This is a genomic window from Pseudooceanicola lipolyticus, assembly GCF_002786325.1.
Lineage (GTDB): Bacteria > Pseudomonadota > Alphaproteobacteria > Rhodobacterales > Rhodobacteraceae > Pseudooceanicola_C > Pseudooceanicola_C lipolyticus.
Genome location: NZ_PGTB01000038.1, coordinates 1 through 14,868, shown reverse-complemented (window position 1 = coordinate 14,868; position 14,868 = coordinate 1). Strand labels below are relative to the sequence as shown.

Annotated in this window: 14 protein-coding genes; 13 read left to right on the top strand and 1 reads right to left on the bottom strand. The window is 65.6% G+C overall.

Features of this window, described 5'->3' with window-relative positions; all coding sequences use genetic code 11:
• Positions 1-35 precede the first annotated feature (35 nt).
• Complete coding sequence (locus CVM52_RS11470) at positions 36-1,025, bottom strand: LysR family transcriptional regulator (RefSeq protein ID WP_240620942.1); 990 nt, start codon at positions 1,023-1,025, stop codon at positions 36-38.
• 146 nt (positions 1,026-1,171) lie between these two features.
• Here CVM52_RS11470 and CVM52_RS11465 point away from each other — a divergent pair, with 146 nt between their 5' ends.
• The 13 genes from CVM52_RS11465 to CVM52_RS27460 form a co-directional block, all read left to right on the top strand.
• The gene (locus CVM52_RS11465; RefSeq protein WP_100162636.1) at positions 1,172-2,200 is read left to right on the top strand and encodes a LacI family DNA-binding transcriptional regulator; all 1,029 of its coding nucleotides are present in this window, start codon (positions 1,172-1,174) and stop codon (positions 2,198-2,200) included.
• A gap of 25 nt (positions 2,201-2,225) precedes the next feature.
• Positions 2,226-3,278: a sugar phosphate isomerase/epimerase family protein gene (locus CVM52_RS11460; RefSeq protein WP_100162635.1), complete on the top strand. Its 1,053-nt coding sequence runs from the start codon at positions 2,226-2,228 to the stop codon at positions 3,276-3,278.
• A gap of 115 nt (positions 3,279-3,393) precedes the next feature.
• Positions 3,394-4,239 carry a sugar phosphate isomerase/epimerase family protein gene (locus CVM52_RS11455; RefSeq protein ID WP_100162634.1) on the top strand — a complete coding sequence of 282 codons (846 nt, stop codon included), beginning with the start codon at positions 3,394-3,396 and terminating at the stop codon, positions 4,237-4,239.
• 34 nt (positions 4,240-4,273) lie between these two features.
• Positions 4,274-5,434 carry a Gfo/Idh/MocA family protein gene (locus CVM52_RS11450; protein ID WP_100162633.1) on the top strand — a complete coding sequence of 387 codons (1,161 nt, stop codon included), beginning with the start codon at positions 4,274-4,276 and terminating at the stop codon, positions 5,432-5,434.
• 190 nt (positions 5,435-5,624) lie between these two features.
• Positions 5,625-6,944, top strand: coding sequence for an ABC transporter substrate-binding protein (locus tag CVM52_RS11445; RefSeq protein WP_100162632.1), 1,320 nt, complete (start codon positions 5,625-5,627; stop codon positions 6,942-6,944).
• Between the two features lie 95 nt (positions 6,945-7,039).
• Complete coding sequence (locus CVM52_RS11440; protein WP_100162631.1) at positions 7,040-7,987, top strand: carbohydrate ABC transporter permease; 948 nt, start codon at positions 7,040-7,042, stop codon at positions 7,985-7,987.
• Between the two features lie 145 nt (positions 7,988-8,132).
• Positions 8,133-9,071, top strand: a complete 939-nt coding sequence (locus CVM52_RS11435) for a carbohydrate ABC transporter permease (protein ID WP_100162630.1) — start codon at positions 8,133-8,135, stop codon at positions 9,069-9,071.
• Positions 9,072-9,121: 50 nt separating this feature from the next.
• Positions 9,122-9,310, top strand: coding sequence for a hypothetical protein (locus CVM52_RS11430; RefSeq protein ID WP_100162629.1), 189 nt, complete (start codon positions 9,122-9,124; stop codon positions 9,308-9,310).
• A gap of 3 nt (positions 9,311-9,313) precedes the next feature.
• Positions 9,314-10,411 (top strand): ABC transporter ATP-binding protein, encoded by a 1,098-nt coding sequence (locus CVM52_RS11425; protein ID WP_100162628.1) that lies wholly within the window; start codon positions 9,314-9,316, stop codon positions 10,409-10,411.
• On the top strand, positions 10,404-11,399 hold the full coding sequence (locus CVM52_RS11420) for an ABC transporter ATP-binding protein (protein WP_100162627.1): 996 nt from the start codon (positions 10,404-10,406) through the stop codon (positions 11,397-11,399). Before CVM52_RS11425 ends, CVM52_RS11420 begins: the two co-directional genes overlap by 8 nt.
• A gap of 10 nt (positions 11,400-11,409) precedes the next feature.
• Positions 11,410-13,044: a dihydroxyacetone kinase subunit DhaK gene (locus tag CVM52_RS11415; protein WP_100162626.1), complete on the top strand. Its 1,635-nt coding sequence runs from the start codon at positions 11,410-11,412 to the stop codon at positions 13,042-13,044.
• 132 nt (positions 13,045-13,176) lie between these two features.
• A complete protein-coding gene (gene gap, locus CVM52_RS11410; RefSeq protein WP_100162625.1) occupies positions 13,177-14,199 on the top strand; it encodes a type I glyceraldehyde-3-phosphate dehydrogenase in 1,023 nt (340 codons plus the stop codon).
• Between the two features lie 422 nt (positions 14,200-14,621).
• Positions 14,622-14,868, top strand: a 247-nt coding sequence (locus CVM52_RS27460) for a hypothetical protein (protein ID WP_205964943.1), incomplete at its 3' end; no start/stop codon positions are given.

Below are 14,868 nucleotides of genomic sequence, written 5' to 3'. Positions count from 1 at the left end.
GTCACGGCGGACGCTAGGCCCGGCAATGGATCAGATCAAATTATTTGATTTTTTTCTTTGGATGAGGAAATTTTATCCTCTGGTGCCTCCGGCCGCGGCGCATAGTCCGCGGCGACCTGCCGGGCGATCTCGGCGGCGGCGGCAACAAAGCCGGGGCTGGTGGCAGCGTCATAGCGGGCGACGAATTCCAGTGCCTTGGGCACCCAAGGATAGTCCAGCCGCACCAGTTCGCCCTGCGCCAGCACCGGGGCGGCCATCACCTCGGGCATCGCCGCCACCCCCATGCCGTCGCGCGCCATATCCATGCCGGCGGCCAGGTTGCTGGACGGTACCAGCCGCACCGACAGCGCCCGGCGGTCGCGGAAATGTTCGGCCACCTCGGCATGGGACAGGCTGCCGCGGGCATGGGTCAGCACCGGCTGTGCCGCCAGTTCAGCGGCGCTCAGCCGCCGCCCGTGCAGGTTCAGGGCGGGCGAGGCGACCCAGATCAGCGGATAGCGCCCCAGCGGCACCACCCCGGTGGCGGTGCGGGTGAACGGGCCGTTCTGCAGCGCCAGGTCGAGGGCACGGGCGAACAGTTCCTGTTCCAGGCTGGCCGACATCGCCGCGGTCAGCTCGACGCTGATATTGGGATAGCGGGCGCGAAAGGCGCGCAGGAAGGCGCGCAGCCAGGTCTGGGTGATGATCTCGGTCACGCCCAGCCGCAGGCTGCCGTCGAACAGCTGGGTCTCGCCCGAGGCCTCGATCAGCGCATCCGCCTCGCGCAGCACCCGGCGGGCATGATCCAGCAGGTCGCGGCCGCGCGGGGTCAGCCGGACCGAGCCGGCATCCCGTTCCATCAGCGTCACCCCCAGCGCGGTCTCCAGCGTGCTCAGCCGCACCGAGATATTCGGCTGGGTGGTGTGCAGCCGCTCGGCGGCGGCACGGAAGCTGCCCAGATCGACGATCCAGACAAAGGCTTCCAGCTGCTTCAGCGTCATCGTCATCGGCCCGCGCACCTGGCCGCGCCGCGTTACGTCCGGCATCCGCCCGCCGCTCCTTTTGCCGTTGCACTCTGGGTTTAGCAGGCCCAGACAGGGCGGGGAAGCCGGCAACCGGCACTGCGGCGGCTGCAGTTCTGATTGACGTACCTCAGAATTCTGCCATACCTTGATCTTCTGGAAGGTGCGGCATGAGCAAACCCACGGTACATGATATCGCAAGAGAGGCCGGCGTCAGCCTGGCCACCGTGGACCGGGTGCTGAACGAACGCGCCGGTGTGCGCGAGGTCACGGTCAAGCGGGTGCGCGAGGCGGTGTCGCGGCTGGGCTATGTGCGCGACATCTCGGCCGCCAACCTGGCCCGGCAGCGGCGCTATCGCTTTGCCTTCCTGCTGCCGGACACGCCCAGCCAGTTCCTCAAGGTGCTGCAGGACGCCATTGACGAGGCGGCGCTGGGGCTGAAGCTGGATCGCTGCGAGATCCAGGTGCTGCGGGTTCCGGTCAGCGATCCGGTGGCGCTGGTCAACGTGTTCCGCCGGCTGGAACGTATCGCGGTGGACGGCGTGGCGGTGATGGGCAACGAGACGCCGATGATGCGCGACCTGATCGCGCGGCTGAAGGCGCGCCGCATGGCGGTGGTGGCGCTGATCACCGACCAGCCCAATTCCGAGCGCGACCATTTCATCGGCATCGACAACATGGCGGCGGGGCGCACCGCGGCGGTTCTGATGGGCCGCTTTGCCGGGCCGCGCCGCGGCAGCGTGGCGGTGGTGGTGAATTCGATGCAGGCGCGCGACATGGTCGAGCGGCGGATCGGCTTTGACCAGGTGCTGTCCGAACAGTTCCCCGGCCTCACGGCGCTGCCCACGGTCGAGGGGCGCGACGATCACGAGGTCACCGCGCGGGTGATCGCGCAATGCCTGGACAGCCATGCCGACGTGGTCGGCATCTATTGCGCCGGCGCCGGGTTGCGCGGGGTGTCGCAGGTGGTGGCCGAACGCGGGCTGGCCGGGCGGCAGGTGGTGGTGGGCCACGACCTGACCCCGCATTCCCGCGCCGCGCTGGAGGCCGGCACCATCGACGCGATCATCAACCAGAATGCCGGCCACCTGGCGCGCAGTGCCGCGCGGGTGCTGAAGGCGCAATGCGACGGGGTTGGCGTGATCGCCAGCCAGGAGAAAATCAGGATCGAGATCGTGATCAAGGAAAACCTGCCCTGACCGGCAGGCGAGGGGAGGAGACCATATGAAGACCATCAAGGGCCCGGCGCTGTTCCTGGCGCAATTCGCCGGCGACGCGGCGCCGTTCAATTCCTGGGAGTCGATCACCCGCTGGGCCGCCGATTGCGGCTATAAGGGGGTGCAGGTGCCCAGCTGGGACGCCCGGCTGATCGACCTGAAAACCGCGGCGGAAAGCCGGGATTATTGTGATACCTTCAAGGGCCAGGCGGCCGAGCACGGCATCGAGGTGACCGAGCTGTCGACCCATCTGCAGGGCCAGCTGGTGGCGGTGCACCCGGCCTATGACACCGCCTTTGACGGCTTTGCCGACCCGTCGGTGCACGGCAATCCCAAGGCGCGGCAGGAATGGGCGGTGGAACAGGTGAAGCTGGCGATTGCCGCCTCGCGCAACATGGGGATCAGCGCGCATGTGACCTTTTCCGGCGCGCTGGCCTGGCCCTATGTCTATCCCTGGCCGCAGCGGCCCGCCGGCCTGATCGAGGCCGCCTTCGACGAGCTGGCGGCGCGCTGGCGGCCGATCCTGGATGTCGCCGACGCGCATGGGGTCGATATCTGCTATGAGATCCATCCCGGCGAGGATCTGCATGACGGCGTCAGTTTCGAGATGTTCCTCGACCGACTGGACGGCCATGCCCGCTGCAACATGCTGTACGACCCGTCGCACTACGTGCTGCAGGCGCTGGATTACCTGGACAATATCGACATCTACCACGAGCGCATCAAGATGTTCCACGTCAAGGATGCCGAGCTGAACCCGACCGGGCGGCAGGGGGTCTATGGCGGTTATCAGTCCTGGGTCGACCGCGCCGGGCGGTTCCGCAGCCTCGGCGACGGCCAGGTCGATTTCGGCGCGGTGTTTTCCAAGCTGACGCAATATGATTTCGACGGCTGGGCGGTGGTCGAATGGGAATGCGCGATGAAACATCCCGAGGACGGCGCCCGCGAGGGCGCGGCCTTTGTCGCCGATCACATCATCCGGGTGACCGAACACGCCTTTGACGATTTCGCCGCCGGCGGCGCCGATGCGGCGGCAAACCGCAAGATGCTGGGGATCTAGCGGGCGCGGTGGGCGGGCCCGCCCGCCCACCCGTTTCGGGGGCGCTGCCCCCGTCGCCCTGCGGGCGACTCCCCCGGAGGAATTGGCAAGCACAGACGTATTGGGAGGGGAAAGGATGAAGGCGGGGTTCAATCTGCTGTTATGGACCACCCATGTCACCGATGCGCTGCTGCCGCAGCTGGAGCAGCTGAAGGCGGCCGGCTATGACGGGGTGGAGGTGCCGATTTTCCAGGGCGACCCGGCGCAATATCGCCGGCTGGCGCGGCAGCTGGGCGATATCGGGCTGGCGGCGACGGTGGTGGCGATCGTGCAGGACGAGGCGCGCAACCCGATCAGCGCCGATCCGGACCATGCCGCCGCCGGGGTCGACTATCTGAAATGGCTGGTCGACTGTTCCGTCGCCTTGGGCGCCGAGGTGCTGTGCGGGCCGTTTTACCAGCCGCTGGCGCAGTTTTCCGGTGCCGGCCCGAGTGCGGCGGAATGGGCGCGTCTGGTCGCCTCGCAGCGGGCGATGGCCGAACATGCCCGCGACACCGGGCTGGTGCTGGCGGTGGAGCCGCTGAACCGGTTCGAATGTTACGCGCTGAACACCGCCGAGGCGGCGGCGCGGCTGGTGGCCGAGGTCGAAGTGCCGGGCTATGGCTGGACCTATGACAGCTTCCACGCCAATATCGAAGAGCGCGATCCGGCGGGGGTGATCGCCGATCATGGCGACGGCATCCGCCACGTGCATATCTCGGAAAATGACCGCGGCATCCCGGGGCGGGGCCATGTCGATTTTGCCCCGGTTTTCGCGGCGCTGGCGCGGCGCGGCTATGACGGCTGGCTGACGGTCGAGGCCTTCGGCCACGCGCTGCCCGACATCGCCGCGGCGACCAAGGTGTGGCGGCCGCTGTTTGACAGCGAAGAGAGCGTCTATCGCGAAGCGCTGGCGCTGATCCGCGCCGGCGGCGCGAAGTGAGATCAATCAGACATAACTGACGGGAGGAAACGGGATGGAACGGCAGAATGCGGGGCGGATTCGGCTGGGCATGGTCGGCGGCGGGCGCGATGCCTTTATCGGCGGCGTGCATCGGATGGCAGCGCGGCTGGATGACCAGTTCGAGCTGGTGGCGGGGTGTTTTTCCGCCACCGCGGAGAAATCACAGGCCTCGGGCGCCGATCTGGGGCTGGACCCGGACCGGGTCTATGACGATTTTGCCGACATGGCGCAGCGCGAGGCGCGGTTGAAACAGGGGATCGAGGCGGTGGCGATCGTCACCCCCAACCACATGCATTACCCGGCGGCGCGGGAATTCCTGAAACGCGGCATCCACGTGATCTGTGACAAGCCGCTGACCGCGGCGCTGCCCGAGGCCAAGCGGATGCTGCAGGCGGCGCAGCGCTCGGAGGCGCTGTTCATCCTGACCCATAACTATTCCGGCTATCCGATGGTGCGCCAGGCGCGCGAGATGGTGGCGGCGGGTGAATTGGGCCAGCTGCGGGTGGTGCAGGTGGAATATCCGCAGGACTGGTTGACCGAGGCGCTGGAGACCACCGGGGCGAAACAGGCCGAATGGCGCACCGACCCGGCGCGCTCTGGCGCCGGCGGCAGCATCGGCGATATCGGCACCCATGCCTATCACCTGGCGGGCTTTGTCAGCGGGCTGCAGCTGGAGGCGCTCTGCGCCGACCTGCAAAGCTTCGTGCCGGGGCGGCGGGTCGATGACAATGCCCATGTGCTGCTGCGCTATGTCGGCGGCGCGCGCGGCATGTTGTGGTCGTCGCAGGTGGCACCGGGCAATGAAAACGCGCTGCGGTTGCGGGTCTATGGTGACAAGGGCGGGTTAAGCTGGGCGCAGGAGGAGCCGAACACGCTGTGGCACAGCCCGTTTGGCGAGCCGCCGCGGCGGCTGACCCGTGGCAATGCCGGGGCCGGGGCGGCGGCGGCGCGGGTCACGCGGATCCCGGCCGGGCATCCTGAGGGCTACCTGGAAGGGTTTGCCACGCTATACACCGAGGCAGCGGCGGCGATTCGTGCCCATGCGGCCGGCGCGCCGGTGCCGCCAGAGGTGATCTATCCCACCGTCGAGGACGGGCTGGCCGGGGTGGCCTTTGTCGAGGCCTGCGTACGTTCGTCCGACCGGGGCGGCGTCTGGGTCAAGCCTGCGGCGTGAAAGTACAGGCGCCGCAAGGGGTTAGAGCGGAGTTCTGACAAAAGATAGCGCGCAAGAAGATTGCCTTGATGGGCGTACCTCAGAAATTTCTTTACTTGAGGTACGTTCCTCACCTAGAGTTTTAACAATCCGGCAGGCGGAGGACCTGTTGCTAGGTGGGGATGCCGGGTTCACCAGAGGGAGGACTATCATGAAGATGATGACTTATCTGACCGCGTCAGTCTGTGCCGCGGCTGTCGGATCGATGGCGGGCCAGGCGCAGGCGGACGACCTGACCCTGTGCTGGGCGGCCTGGGATCCGGCCAATGCGCTGGTCGAGCTGTCGAAGGATTTCGAGGCCCAGTCCGGTCACACGATGAATTTCGAATTCGTGCCCTGGCCCAATTTTGCCGACCGCATGCTGAACGAGCTGAATTCCGGCGGCAAGCTGTGCGACCTGCTGATCGGCGACAGCCAGTGGATCGGCGGCGGCGCCGAGAACGGCCATTACGTCAAGCTGAACGAGTTCTTCGATGCCAATGGCATCAGCATGGACGATTTTGCCCCGGCGACGGTATATGCCTATTCGACCTGGCCCAAGGGCGAGCCGAACTATTACGCGCTGCCGGCGATGGGCGATGCCAATGGCTGGTTCTACCGCAAGGACTGGTTTGCCCGCGAGGACATCCAGGCCGCGTTCAAAGAGGCGCATGGCCGCGACCTGGCCGAGCCCAAGACCCAGAAAGAACTGCTGGAGATCGCGCAGTTCTTCCAGGGGCGCGAGATCGACGGCAACACCGTCTACGGCGCGGCGATCTTTACCGAGCGCGGCTCGGAAGGCATCACCATGGGGGTCACCGGGGCGCTGTACCCTTGGGGTTTCAAATATGAGAACACCCCCGGCTCCTATGACATGGAAGGCGCGGTGAATTCACCCGAGGCAGTGGAGGCGCTTGAATTCTACAAGGAATTCTATGAAACCGCGACGCCGCCGGGCTATACCAACTCGTATATGGGAGAAAGCCTGGACGCCTTCAAATCGGGCCAGGTGGCGATGGCGATGAACTGGTTCGCCTTCTTCCCCGGCCTTTATGCCGATCCCAATACCGGCGGCGACAAGATCGATTTCTTCGTCAATCCGGGGCAGAATATCGAAGGCTCGACCCTCGGCGGACAGGGCATTTCGGTGGTCAGCTATTCCGACCACAAGGATGCGGCGCTGGAATATATCAAGTGGTTCGCCCAGCCCGACGTGCAGCAGAAATGGTGGGAACTGGGTGGCTATTCCTGCCACAACGCGGTGCTGAACGATCCCGGCTTCGCCGACAGCGCGCCCTTTGCCGGCGATTTCCTGGAGGCGATGGGGAATGTGCAGGATTTCTGGCAGGAGCCGGCTTATGCCGAACTGCTGCTGGCGATGCAGAAGCGCATGCATGACTATGTCGTCGCCGATCAGGGCACGGCCAAAGAGGCCCTCGACATGCTGATCGAGGACTGGACCGAGGTCTTCGAGGACGAAGGCAAGATCTAAGGCGCAACGCCCTATGCCCTTTCCCACCGCCGGTGGGAGAGGGCCCCCCGCCCGCGCCGCGCGGGCCCGATCCCAGCAAGTGGTGGAACAGGTTCATGACCGAAACATTGATGAATCGTGCGGCCAAGGCCACCCCACCGGTGATGGCGCGCCGGATCAGGGGGTTGTCGGACCGGGCCATCGCCTGGATCTTCGTGGCGCCAACCATCTTCCTGCTGCTGGCGGTGAATATCTTTCCGCTGATCTGGACCATCAACCTCAGCTTCACCAATTTCAAGGCGAACCGCGCGGCGCGGGGCATGGAGTATATCGGCTTCCGCAATTACGAGCGGATCCTGACGGACAGCGACATCTGGCTGACCATGCAGGCGACCGCGCATTTCCTGTTCTGGACCATCTTCCTGCAGGTGCTGATCGGCTTCACCCTGGCCTGGCTGATCAACCGCAAGTTCAAGGGCAATGACCTGTGGACCACGATCATCGTGCTGCCGATGATGCTGAGCCCGGCGGTGGTGGGCAATTTCTGGACCTTCCTGTACCAGCCGCAGATCGGCCTGATCAATTATATCGTCGCCTTCTTCACCGGCGCCGACCCGTCGAGTTTCGACATGCTGGGATCGGTCACCCTGGCGCCCTGGGCGATCGTCATCGTCGACACCTGGATGTGGTCGCCCTTCGTGATGCTGATCTGTCTGGCCGGGCTGCGCTCGATCCCCGATTACATCTACGAAGCGGCCGAGATCGACCGCGCCAGCAAGCTGCGCCAGTTCTTCACCATCACCGTGCCGATGGTGCTGCCGTTCCTGATGCTGGCGGTGCTGTTCCGCGGCATCGAGAATTTCAAGATGTTCGACCTGGTGGTGCAGCTGACCGGCGGCGGGCCGGGATCGGTGACCGAACTGACCTCGATCAACCTCAAGCGCGAGGCCTTCGAGAAATGGCGCACCGGCTATGCCAGCGCCTATGCGATCATCCTGTTCGTGACCGTGTTCGGGCTGGCCTCGATCTACGTCAAGGCGCTGAACAAGGTGAAGGAGCGCTGATGATGCGGGCAGGGTCTCTGAGTATCCGGAACGACAAGACGCGAGGGCAATCCCTGCGTTTCTGTAGACATTCGCCCGCCGGGGGCACCGGCCGCAGGGCTGGGCAGCGGCTGGCAGATTGCACAACACCGAGGGGGCGCGCGGCATGAGCGGCTATTCGATCACCGAACCGTCGCGGCGGCAAAAGCGGATCGCCGGCACCCTGGTGGTGCTCTATGCGGTGATCACCATGATCCCGCTGGTCTGGATCTTCATCACCGGCTTCAAATCGCCGGCCGATGCGATCAGCTATCCGCCCAAGGTGGTGTTCGAGCCGACGCTGGAAGGCTATGTCAACCTGTTCACCACCCGCACCCGGCAGACCGAAGAATACCTGGCGGCCAACCCGCCGCAAAACTGGGCCGATCGGATCGTGCGCGAATATGACATGGTCATTGCCGGGCCGTCGAAATTCGGCGAGCGGTTCTTCAACTCGGTGGTTATCGGTTTTGGCTCGACCTTTCTCAGTATCTTCCTGGGCACGCTGGCGGCCTATGCGTTTTCCCGTTTCAAGATACCCCTGGCCGACGACCTGCTGTTCTTCATCCTCAGTACCCGGATGATGCCGCCGATCGCGGTGGCGATCCCGATCTTCCTGATGTACCGCCAGTTGGGCCTGAGCGACACACATCTGGGGATGATCCTGCTCTATACGGCGGTGAATATCTCGCTGGCAGTCTGGTTGCTGAAGGGCTTTATCGACGAGATCCCGCGCGAATATGAAGAGGCGGCGCTGATCGACGGCTATACCCGGTTCCAGGCCTTCTACAAGGTGGTGCTGCCGCAGGCGGCCACCGGCATCGCGTCAACCGCGATCTTCTGCCTGATCTTCGCCTGGAACGAATATGCCTTCGCCGTGCTGCTGACCAGCGGCACCGCGCAGACCGCGCCGCCCTTCATCCCCACCATCATCGGCATCGGCGGGCTCGACTGGCCGGCGGTGGCGGCGGGCGCCACCCTGTTCCTGCTGCCGGTGATGATCTTCACCATCCTGTTGCGCAAGCATCTGCTGCGCGGGATCACGTTCGGCGCCGTGCGCAAGTGAGGAGGGCGGGATTTTGAACATCTGTCAAAGCAAACCAGCAGGAGGGCGGCATGGCTGAATTTATCGGCGGGCTGATGCGGCTGCGGCGCGGGCCGTGGGAGATGCTGGCCTCGATCCTGATCGCCCTGGGGGTCCTGATGCTGATGCAGCCCTTCTGGCTGATCGCCTATTCCTATTCCTTCTTCGTCACCTTGGTGGGCACCGTGATGTTCATCATCGTCAGCCATTTCCCGGAGTGAGCCGTGGCCGAGATCGTGATCAATAACCTGCGCAAGGATTTCGGCAGCTTCACCGCGGTGAAATCCTCGTCCTTCCGGATCGAGGATGGCGAATTCTTCATGCTGCTGGGGCCGTCGGGCTGCGGCAAGACCACCACGTTGCGGATGATTGCCGGGCTGGAACTGCCAACCTCGGGCGAGATTTATATCGACGGCGAGGAGGTGGGCCAGAAACCGGCCTCGGAGCGTGATATCGCCTTCGTGTTCCAGATGTTCGCGCTGTACCCGCATATGAACGTGCGGCGCAACATCTCCTATCCGCTGGTCAGCCAGGGCATGCCCAAGGCGCAGGTCAAGGCAAAGGTCGCCGAAGTGGCGCGCATCCTCGGGATCGAGGAGATCCTGAACCGTCCGGTCGGCGGCCTGTCGGGCGGCGACCGGCAGCGGGTGGCGCTGGGCCGGGCCATCGTGCGTGATCCCAAGGCGTTCATGATGGACGAACCGCTGGGGGCACTGGATGCCGAGTTCCGCGAACATATGTCCGAGGAGCTGCGGGCGCTGCATGACCGGATGGGGGCAACCACGGTTTATGTCACCCACGATCAGCTGGAAGCGATGCAGATGGGCGACAAGATCGTGGTGATGAATCACGGCGTGGTCGAGCAGTTCGGCGCGCCGCAGGACATCTATGACAAGCCGGCCACCATGTTCGTCGCCGATTTCATCGGCTCGCCGGCGATGAACTTCCTCAAGTTCCGCGGCACGGTCGAGGCCGGGGCGACCTCGGTGCAGATGCATCGCCAGGGCTTCGGCATCCCGGAAATGCGCGAGCCCTTCGACGGCGACATGGTCTTCGGGGTACGGCCCGAACATGTGCGCCTGGGTGACGAGGGCAGCTATCGCGGCCGCATCCTGGCGGCGGAATATCTGGGCACCACCCAGATCGTCACGCTGGACACCGCCAATGGCCAGATCAAGGCGCGCATCGGCTCGGACCGGGTGGTGCGCACCGGCGACACGGTGGCGCTGGATTTCGACCCGGCGACGGTGACGCTGTTCGACAGCGCCTCGGGCCGGGCGCTGCGCTCGGATCTGAACGAGGGGGTGCTGGGCCATGGCTGAGGTGCGGCTGAACGGGGTGTCGAAAGCCTTCGGATCGACGGTGGCGCTCGAGGACGTGACCATGACGGTCGAAAACGGCGCCTTCGTGGTGCTGCTGGGCCCGACCGGGGCGGGCAAGACCACCACGCTCAGGCTGATCTCGGGGTTGGAGACGCTGGACAAGGGCGACATCCTGATCGGCGGCCGGTCGGTGCAGGGGCTGACACCGGCGCAGCGCGACGTCGCCATGGTGTTCCAGCAATATTCGCTCTACCCGCATATGAGCGTGCGCGACAACCTGGCCTTTCCGCTACGCTCGCCGATCCTGCGCACGCCCGAGGACGAGATCGCGCGCAAGGTGCGCGAGGTGGCCGAGGTGCTGCACATCCCGCACAAGCTGGACAACAAGGCAACCGAGCTCTCCGGCGGCGAGATGCAGCGCGTCTCGATCGGCCGGGCGCTGGTGCGTTCGCCACAGGTGTTCCTGATGGACGAGCCGCTGAGTTCGCTGGACGCCAAGCTGCGCGCCGATCTCAGGATCGAGCTGAAGCGGATCCAGGCCGATCTGGGCGCGACGATGATCTATGTCACCCATGACCAGATCGAGGCGATGACCATGGCGACTCATGTCGGCGTGCTGGATCGCGGGCAGCTGGTGCAGTTCGGCACCCCGCGCGAGATCTACGAGGCCCCGGTCAGCCAATATGTCGCCAGCCGGCTGGGCCTGCCACGCATCAACCTGCTGCCGGCGGGAATGTTCGGCGGCGCGCCGGTCGGGGCCAAGACCATCGGTATGCGGCCCGAACATATCCGGCAGGGCGACGGCACCCCGGCACAGGTGACGCGGGTCGAACATCTGGGCGACCAGACGCGGCTGCACCTGCGGCTGGAGGGCCATGACATCGTGACGCTGGCCGAGGCGCATACCGGGCTGGAGCCGGGCGACACCCTGGCCATCACGCCGCGCGCGCCGCTGTATTTCGACGCCGCGGGCGACAGGATCCGCTGAGGAGGGGGATATGACGCAGTTCATCAATACCAGGGACAGCCTTATCACCGAGGCGATCGACGGCACCTTGCGCACCGGAGGCGGGCGGCTGGCGCGGCTGGACGGCTATCCGCATATCAAGGTGGTGCTGCGCACCGACTGGGACAAGTCCAAGGTGGCGCTGGTCTCGGGCGGCGGCTCGGGGCACGAGCCGGCCCATGCCGGTTTTGTCGGGCAGGGGATGCTGACCGCCGCGGTCTGCGGCGATGTCTTTGCCAGCCCCTCGGTCGACGCGGTGCTGGCGGCGATCCTGGCGGTGACCGGCAAGGGCGGCTGCCTGCTGATCGTCAAGAACTATACCGGCGACCGGCTGAATTTCGGCCTGGCCGCGGAGCGGGCGCGCGCCTTCGGCCTCAAGGTCAGCATGGTGATCGTCGATGACGACATCGCGCTGCCGCATACGCCGCAGGCGCGCGGCGTGGCCGGCACCCTGTTCGTGCACAAGATCGCCGGCGCGCTGGCCGACCAGGGCGCCGATCTCGACACCGTCACCCGGGCGGCGGAAAAGGTGATCGCCGGGGTCTGTTCGATCGGCATGTCGCTGGACACCTGCACCGTGCCCGGCTCGCCCAAGCAGGACCGGATCCCGGCCGGCAAGGCCGAGCTGGGGCTGGGCATCCATGGCGAGCCGGGGATCGAGCAGGTGGATTTCACCAATGCCGCCGATGCCATGGCGATGGTGGTGGACCGGCTGGCGCCCAGCATGGGGCCGGGGCCACATGCGGCGCTGCTGAACAACCTGGGCGGGGCAACGCCGCTGGAAATGGCGGTGCTGGGCGAAGAACTGCTGCGCTCGCGCATCGGCCACCAGATCCGCTGGCTGATCGGTCCGGCGCCGCTGATGACCTCGCTGGACATGCAGGGGTTCTCGGTCTCGCTGCTGCCGGTCGGCGCCTCGGAAGAGGCGTTGCTGCAGGTGCCGGTCACACCCTGGGCCTGGCCCGGCTGCCGGGCGGTGGACGAGGTCGAGATCCAGCCGCTGCCCGACGGGCTGACGCCGATCCAGCCGATCCCGTCGGAAAACCCGGAAATGGCGCGGTTCATCTCGGATTGCTGCCAGGTGATGATCGAATCCGAGGCCGCCCTGAACGAGCTGGACGCCCATACCGGCGATGGCGATACCGGATCAACCCTGGCCACCGCGGCGCGGGCGCTGATGCAGGCGCGCGACCGGCTGCCGCTGGCCGACCTGACCCAGCTTTACCGTGCCATCGGGTTGGAGCTGAGCCAGACCATGGGCGGATCCTCGGGGGTGCTTCTGGCGATCTTCTTCGCCGCCGCCGGCGACGGCTCGGCCAACGGGTTGGACGCGATCGGCGCGCTGCGGGCCGGGCTGGACCGGATCCAGCAGGTCGGCGGTGCCGCACCCGGCGACCGCACCATGATCGACGCGCTGATGCCGGCGCTGGACGCGCTGGGCGAGGGCGTCGACAAGGCCGCCGCCGCGGCGCGGGCAGGGGCGGAAAAAACCGCCACCATGCGCACCGCCAAGGCCGGTCGCGCCAGCTATATCTCGGCTGAACAGCTGGCCGGCCACAACGATCCCGGGGCCGAGGCGGTGGCGCGGCTGTTCGAATTCATCGCGCGCAAGGCCCAGGCCGCCTGACGGCAAACCGGGACACGGCGACGCCATGTCCGCAAATCGGCGGGCATGCGCCTCTCGGTCGCAGGCACTGGCAATCGTGGGCAAGATTTGCTACACCTACAGATGTTAGCGCTACCAAAGCTGGGGGTTGAAATGACGGTAAAGCTCGCAATCAACGGATTCGGACGGATTGGCCGTTGTGTTCTCCGGGCCTGGATCGAAAGCGGCCGGAAGGATGTCGAGATCGTCGCGATCAACGATCTGGCGCCGCCGGAAACCAACGCGCATCTTCTGGAATTCGATTCGGTGCATGGCCGGTTGAACGCGGATATTTCCCTGAGCGGCGATGTGATCCGCATCAACGGTCACAAGATCCGCGTCACCTCGGAACGCGATCCGGCCAGGCTGCCTTGGTCGGATGTCGATGTCGCGCTGGAATGCACCGGCGTGTTCAACAGCCGCGACAAGGCCGCCGCGCATCTGCAGAATGGCGCCAGCCGCGTGCTGTGCTCGGCGCCGGCCTCCGGCGCGGACAAGACCATCGTCTTCGGGGTCAATCATGACAGCCTGAGCGCCGCGGATATGATCGTCTCGAACGCCTCCTGCACCACCAACTGCCTGGCGCCCATGGCCAAGGTGCTGGATGACGCGTTCGGCATCGCCACCGGCTATATGACCACGGTACATTCCTATACCGGCGATCAGCCGACGCTGGACACCGCGCATAAGGATCTCTATCGCGCCCGCGCCGCCGCGCTCAGCATGATCCCCACCTCGACCGGCGCAGCTCAGGCGGTGGGCCTGGTGCTGCCGCATCTGAAGGGCAAGCTGGACGGATCGGCGATCCGGGTGCCGACCCCCAATGTCTCGGTGGTCGATCTTTGCTTTGTGCCCGAGCGCCCGGCCACGGTTGCGGCGGTGAATGACGCCATGCGCGCCGCCGCTGCCGGACCGCTGAAGGGTATCCTGGCGATCACCGACAAGCCGCTGGTCTCGTCCGATTTCAACCACGATCCGCATTCGTCGATCTTTGCCACCGCACAGACCAGCGTCAGCGATGGCGGCCTGGTGCGGGTGCTGGGCTGGTATGACAACGAATGGGGCTTTTCCAACCGCATGCTCGACACGGCCGGCGCCTTGGCCGCGGTTGGTGCCCTGGCGGTTGCCGACGCCTGACACACGAAACAGTCCCGGCCCCAGAATCGCGCGGCCGCAGCCCGAACAGGCTGCGGCCGTTGTCATTTGCGTGCCCTTGGAAACAATCGCCGACCACGGGACGCATTGTTCAGACCCTTTTTTGAGAAAATCCAATAAAATCAAAGGCCGCTGGGTGGAAACAATGTGTTCTGGCCGAAATTCCGAGTGTTCCGCGCCGGCATCAGTAGGGTGATCCCAGGTCGTTTAGGGGCGAGGTCCCGCCGGGTTTGCCAGTTGGTTTTGTCTGGATGTTTCACGGTGTGGCGGGATCGGACCCCGGCCTGGGATGCACGATCGGCTGAATGCCGGTCATCGGCATCCGCGTAGTGAGTAACGAGTGGGTTTGCCAAGGGGGCATGGTCGACCGGACTTGGTCCGGAAACGTGGCTTGAAAGGTGACGATGAAGGAGTCTGGTCAGGACACCGTCTTGGCAAAATTAGCCAATTACGGCGCCAAAGCGGCCCGTTCTGGCAGGTTGAAACGCGGGCGCACTCCCGTTGAACCAGCTCCGGTCCACCATAACGTGGAATCGCCTTTCAAGCCGCTCGCCCCCTTCGTGCCCGAGGAATATTGGGCCGCGCTGGAGCGCCGGATGACGCCTCCCGCGCCGGGCCGGCTGGCCGGCTGGGCCGCCGCGATCGCCCGCG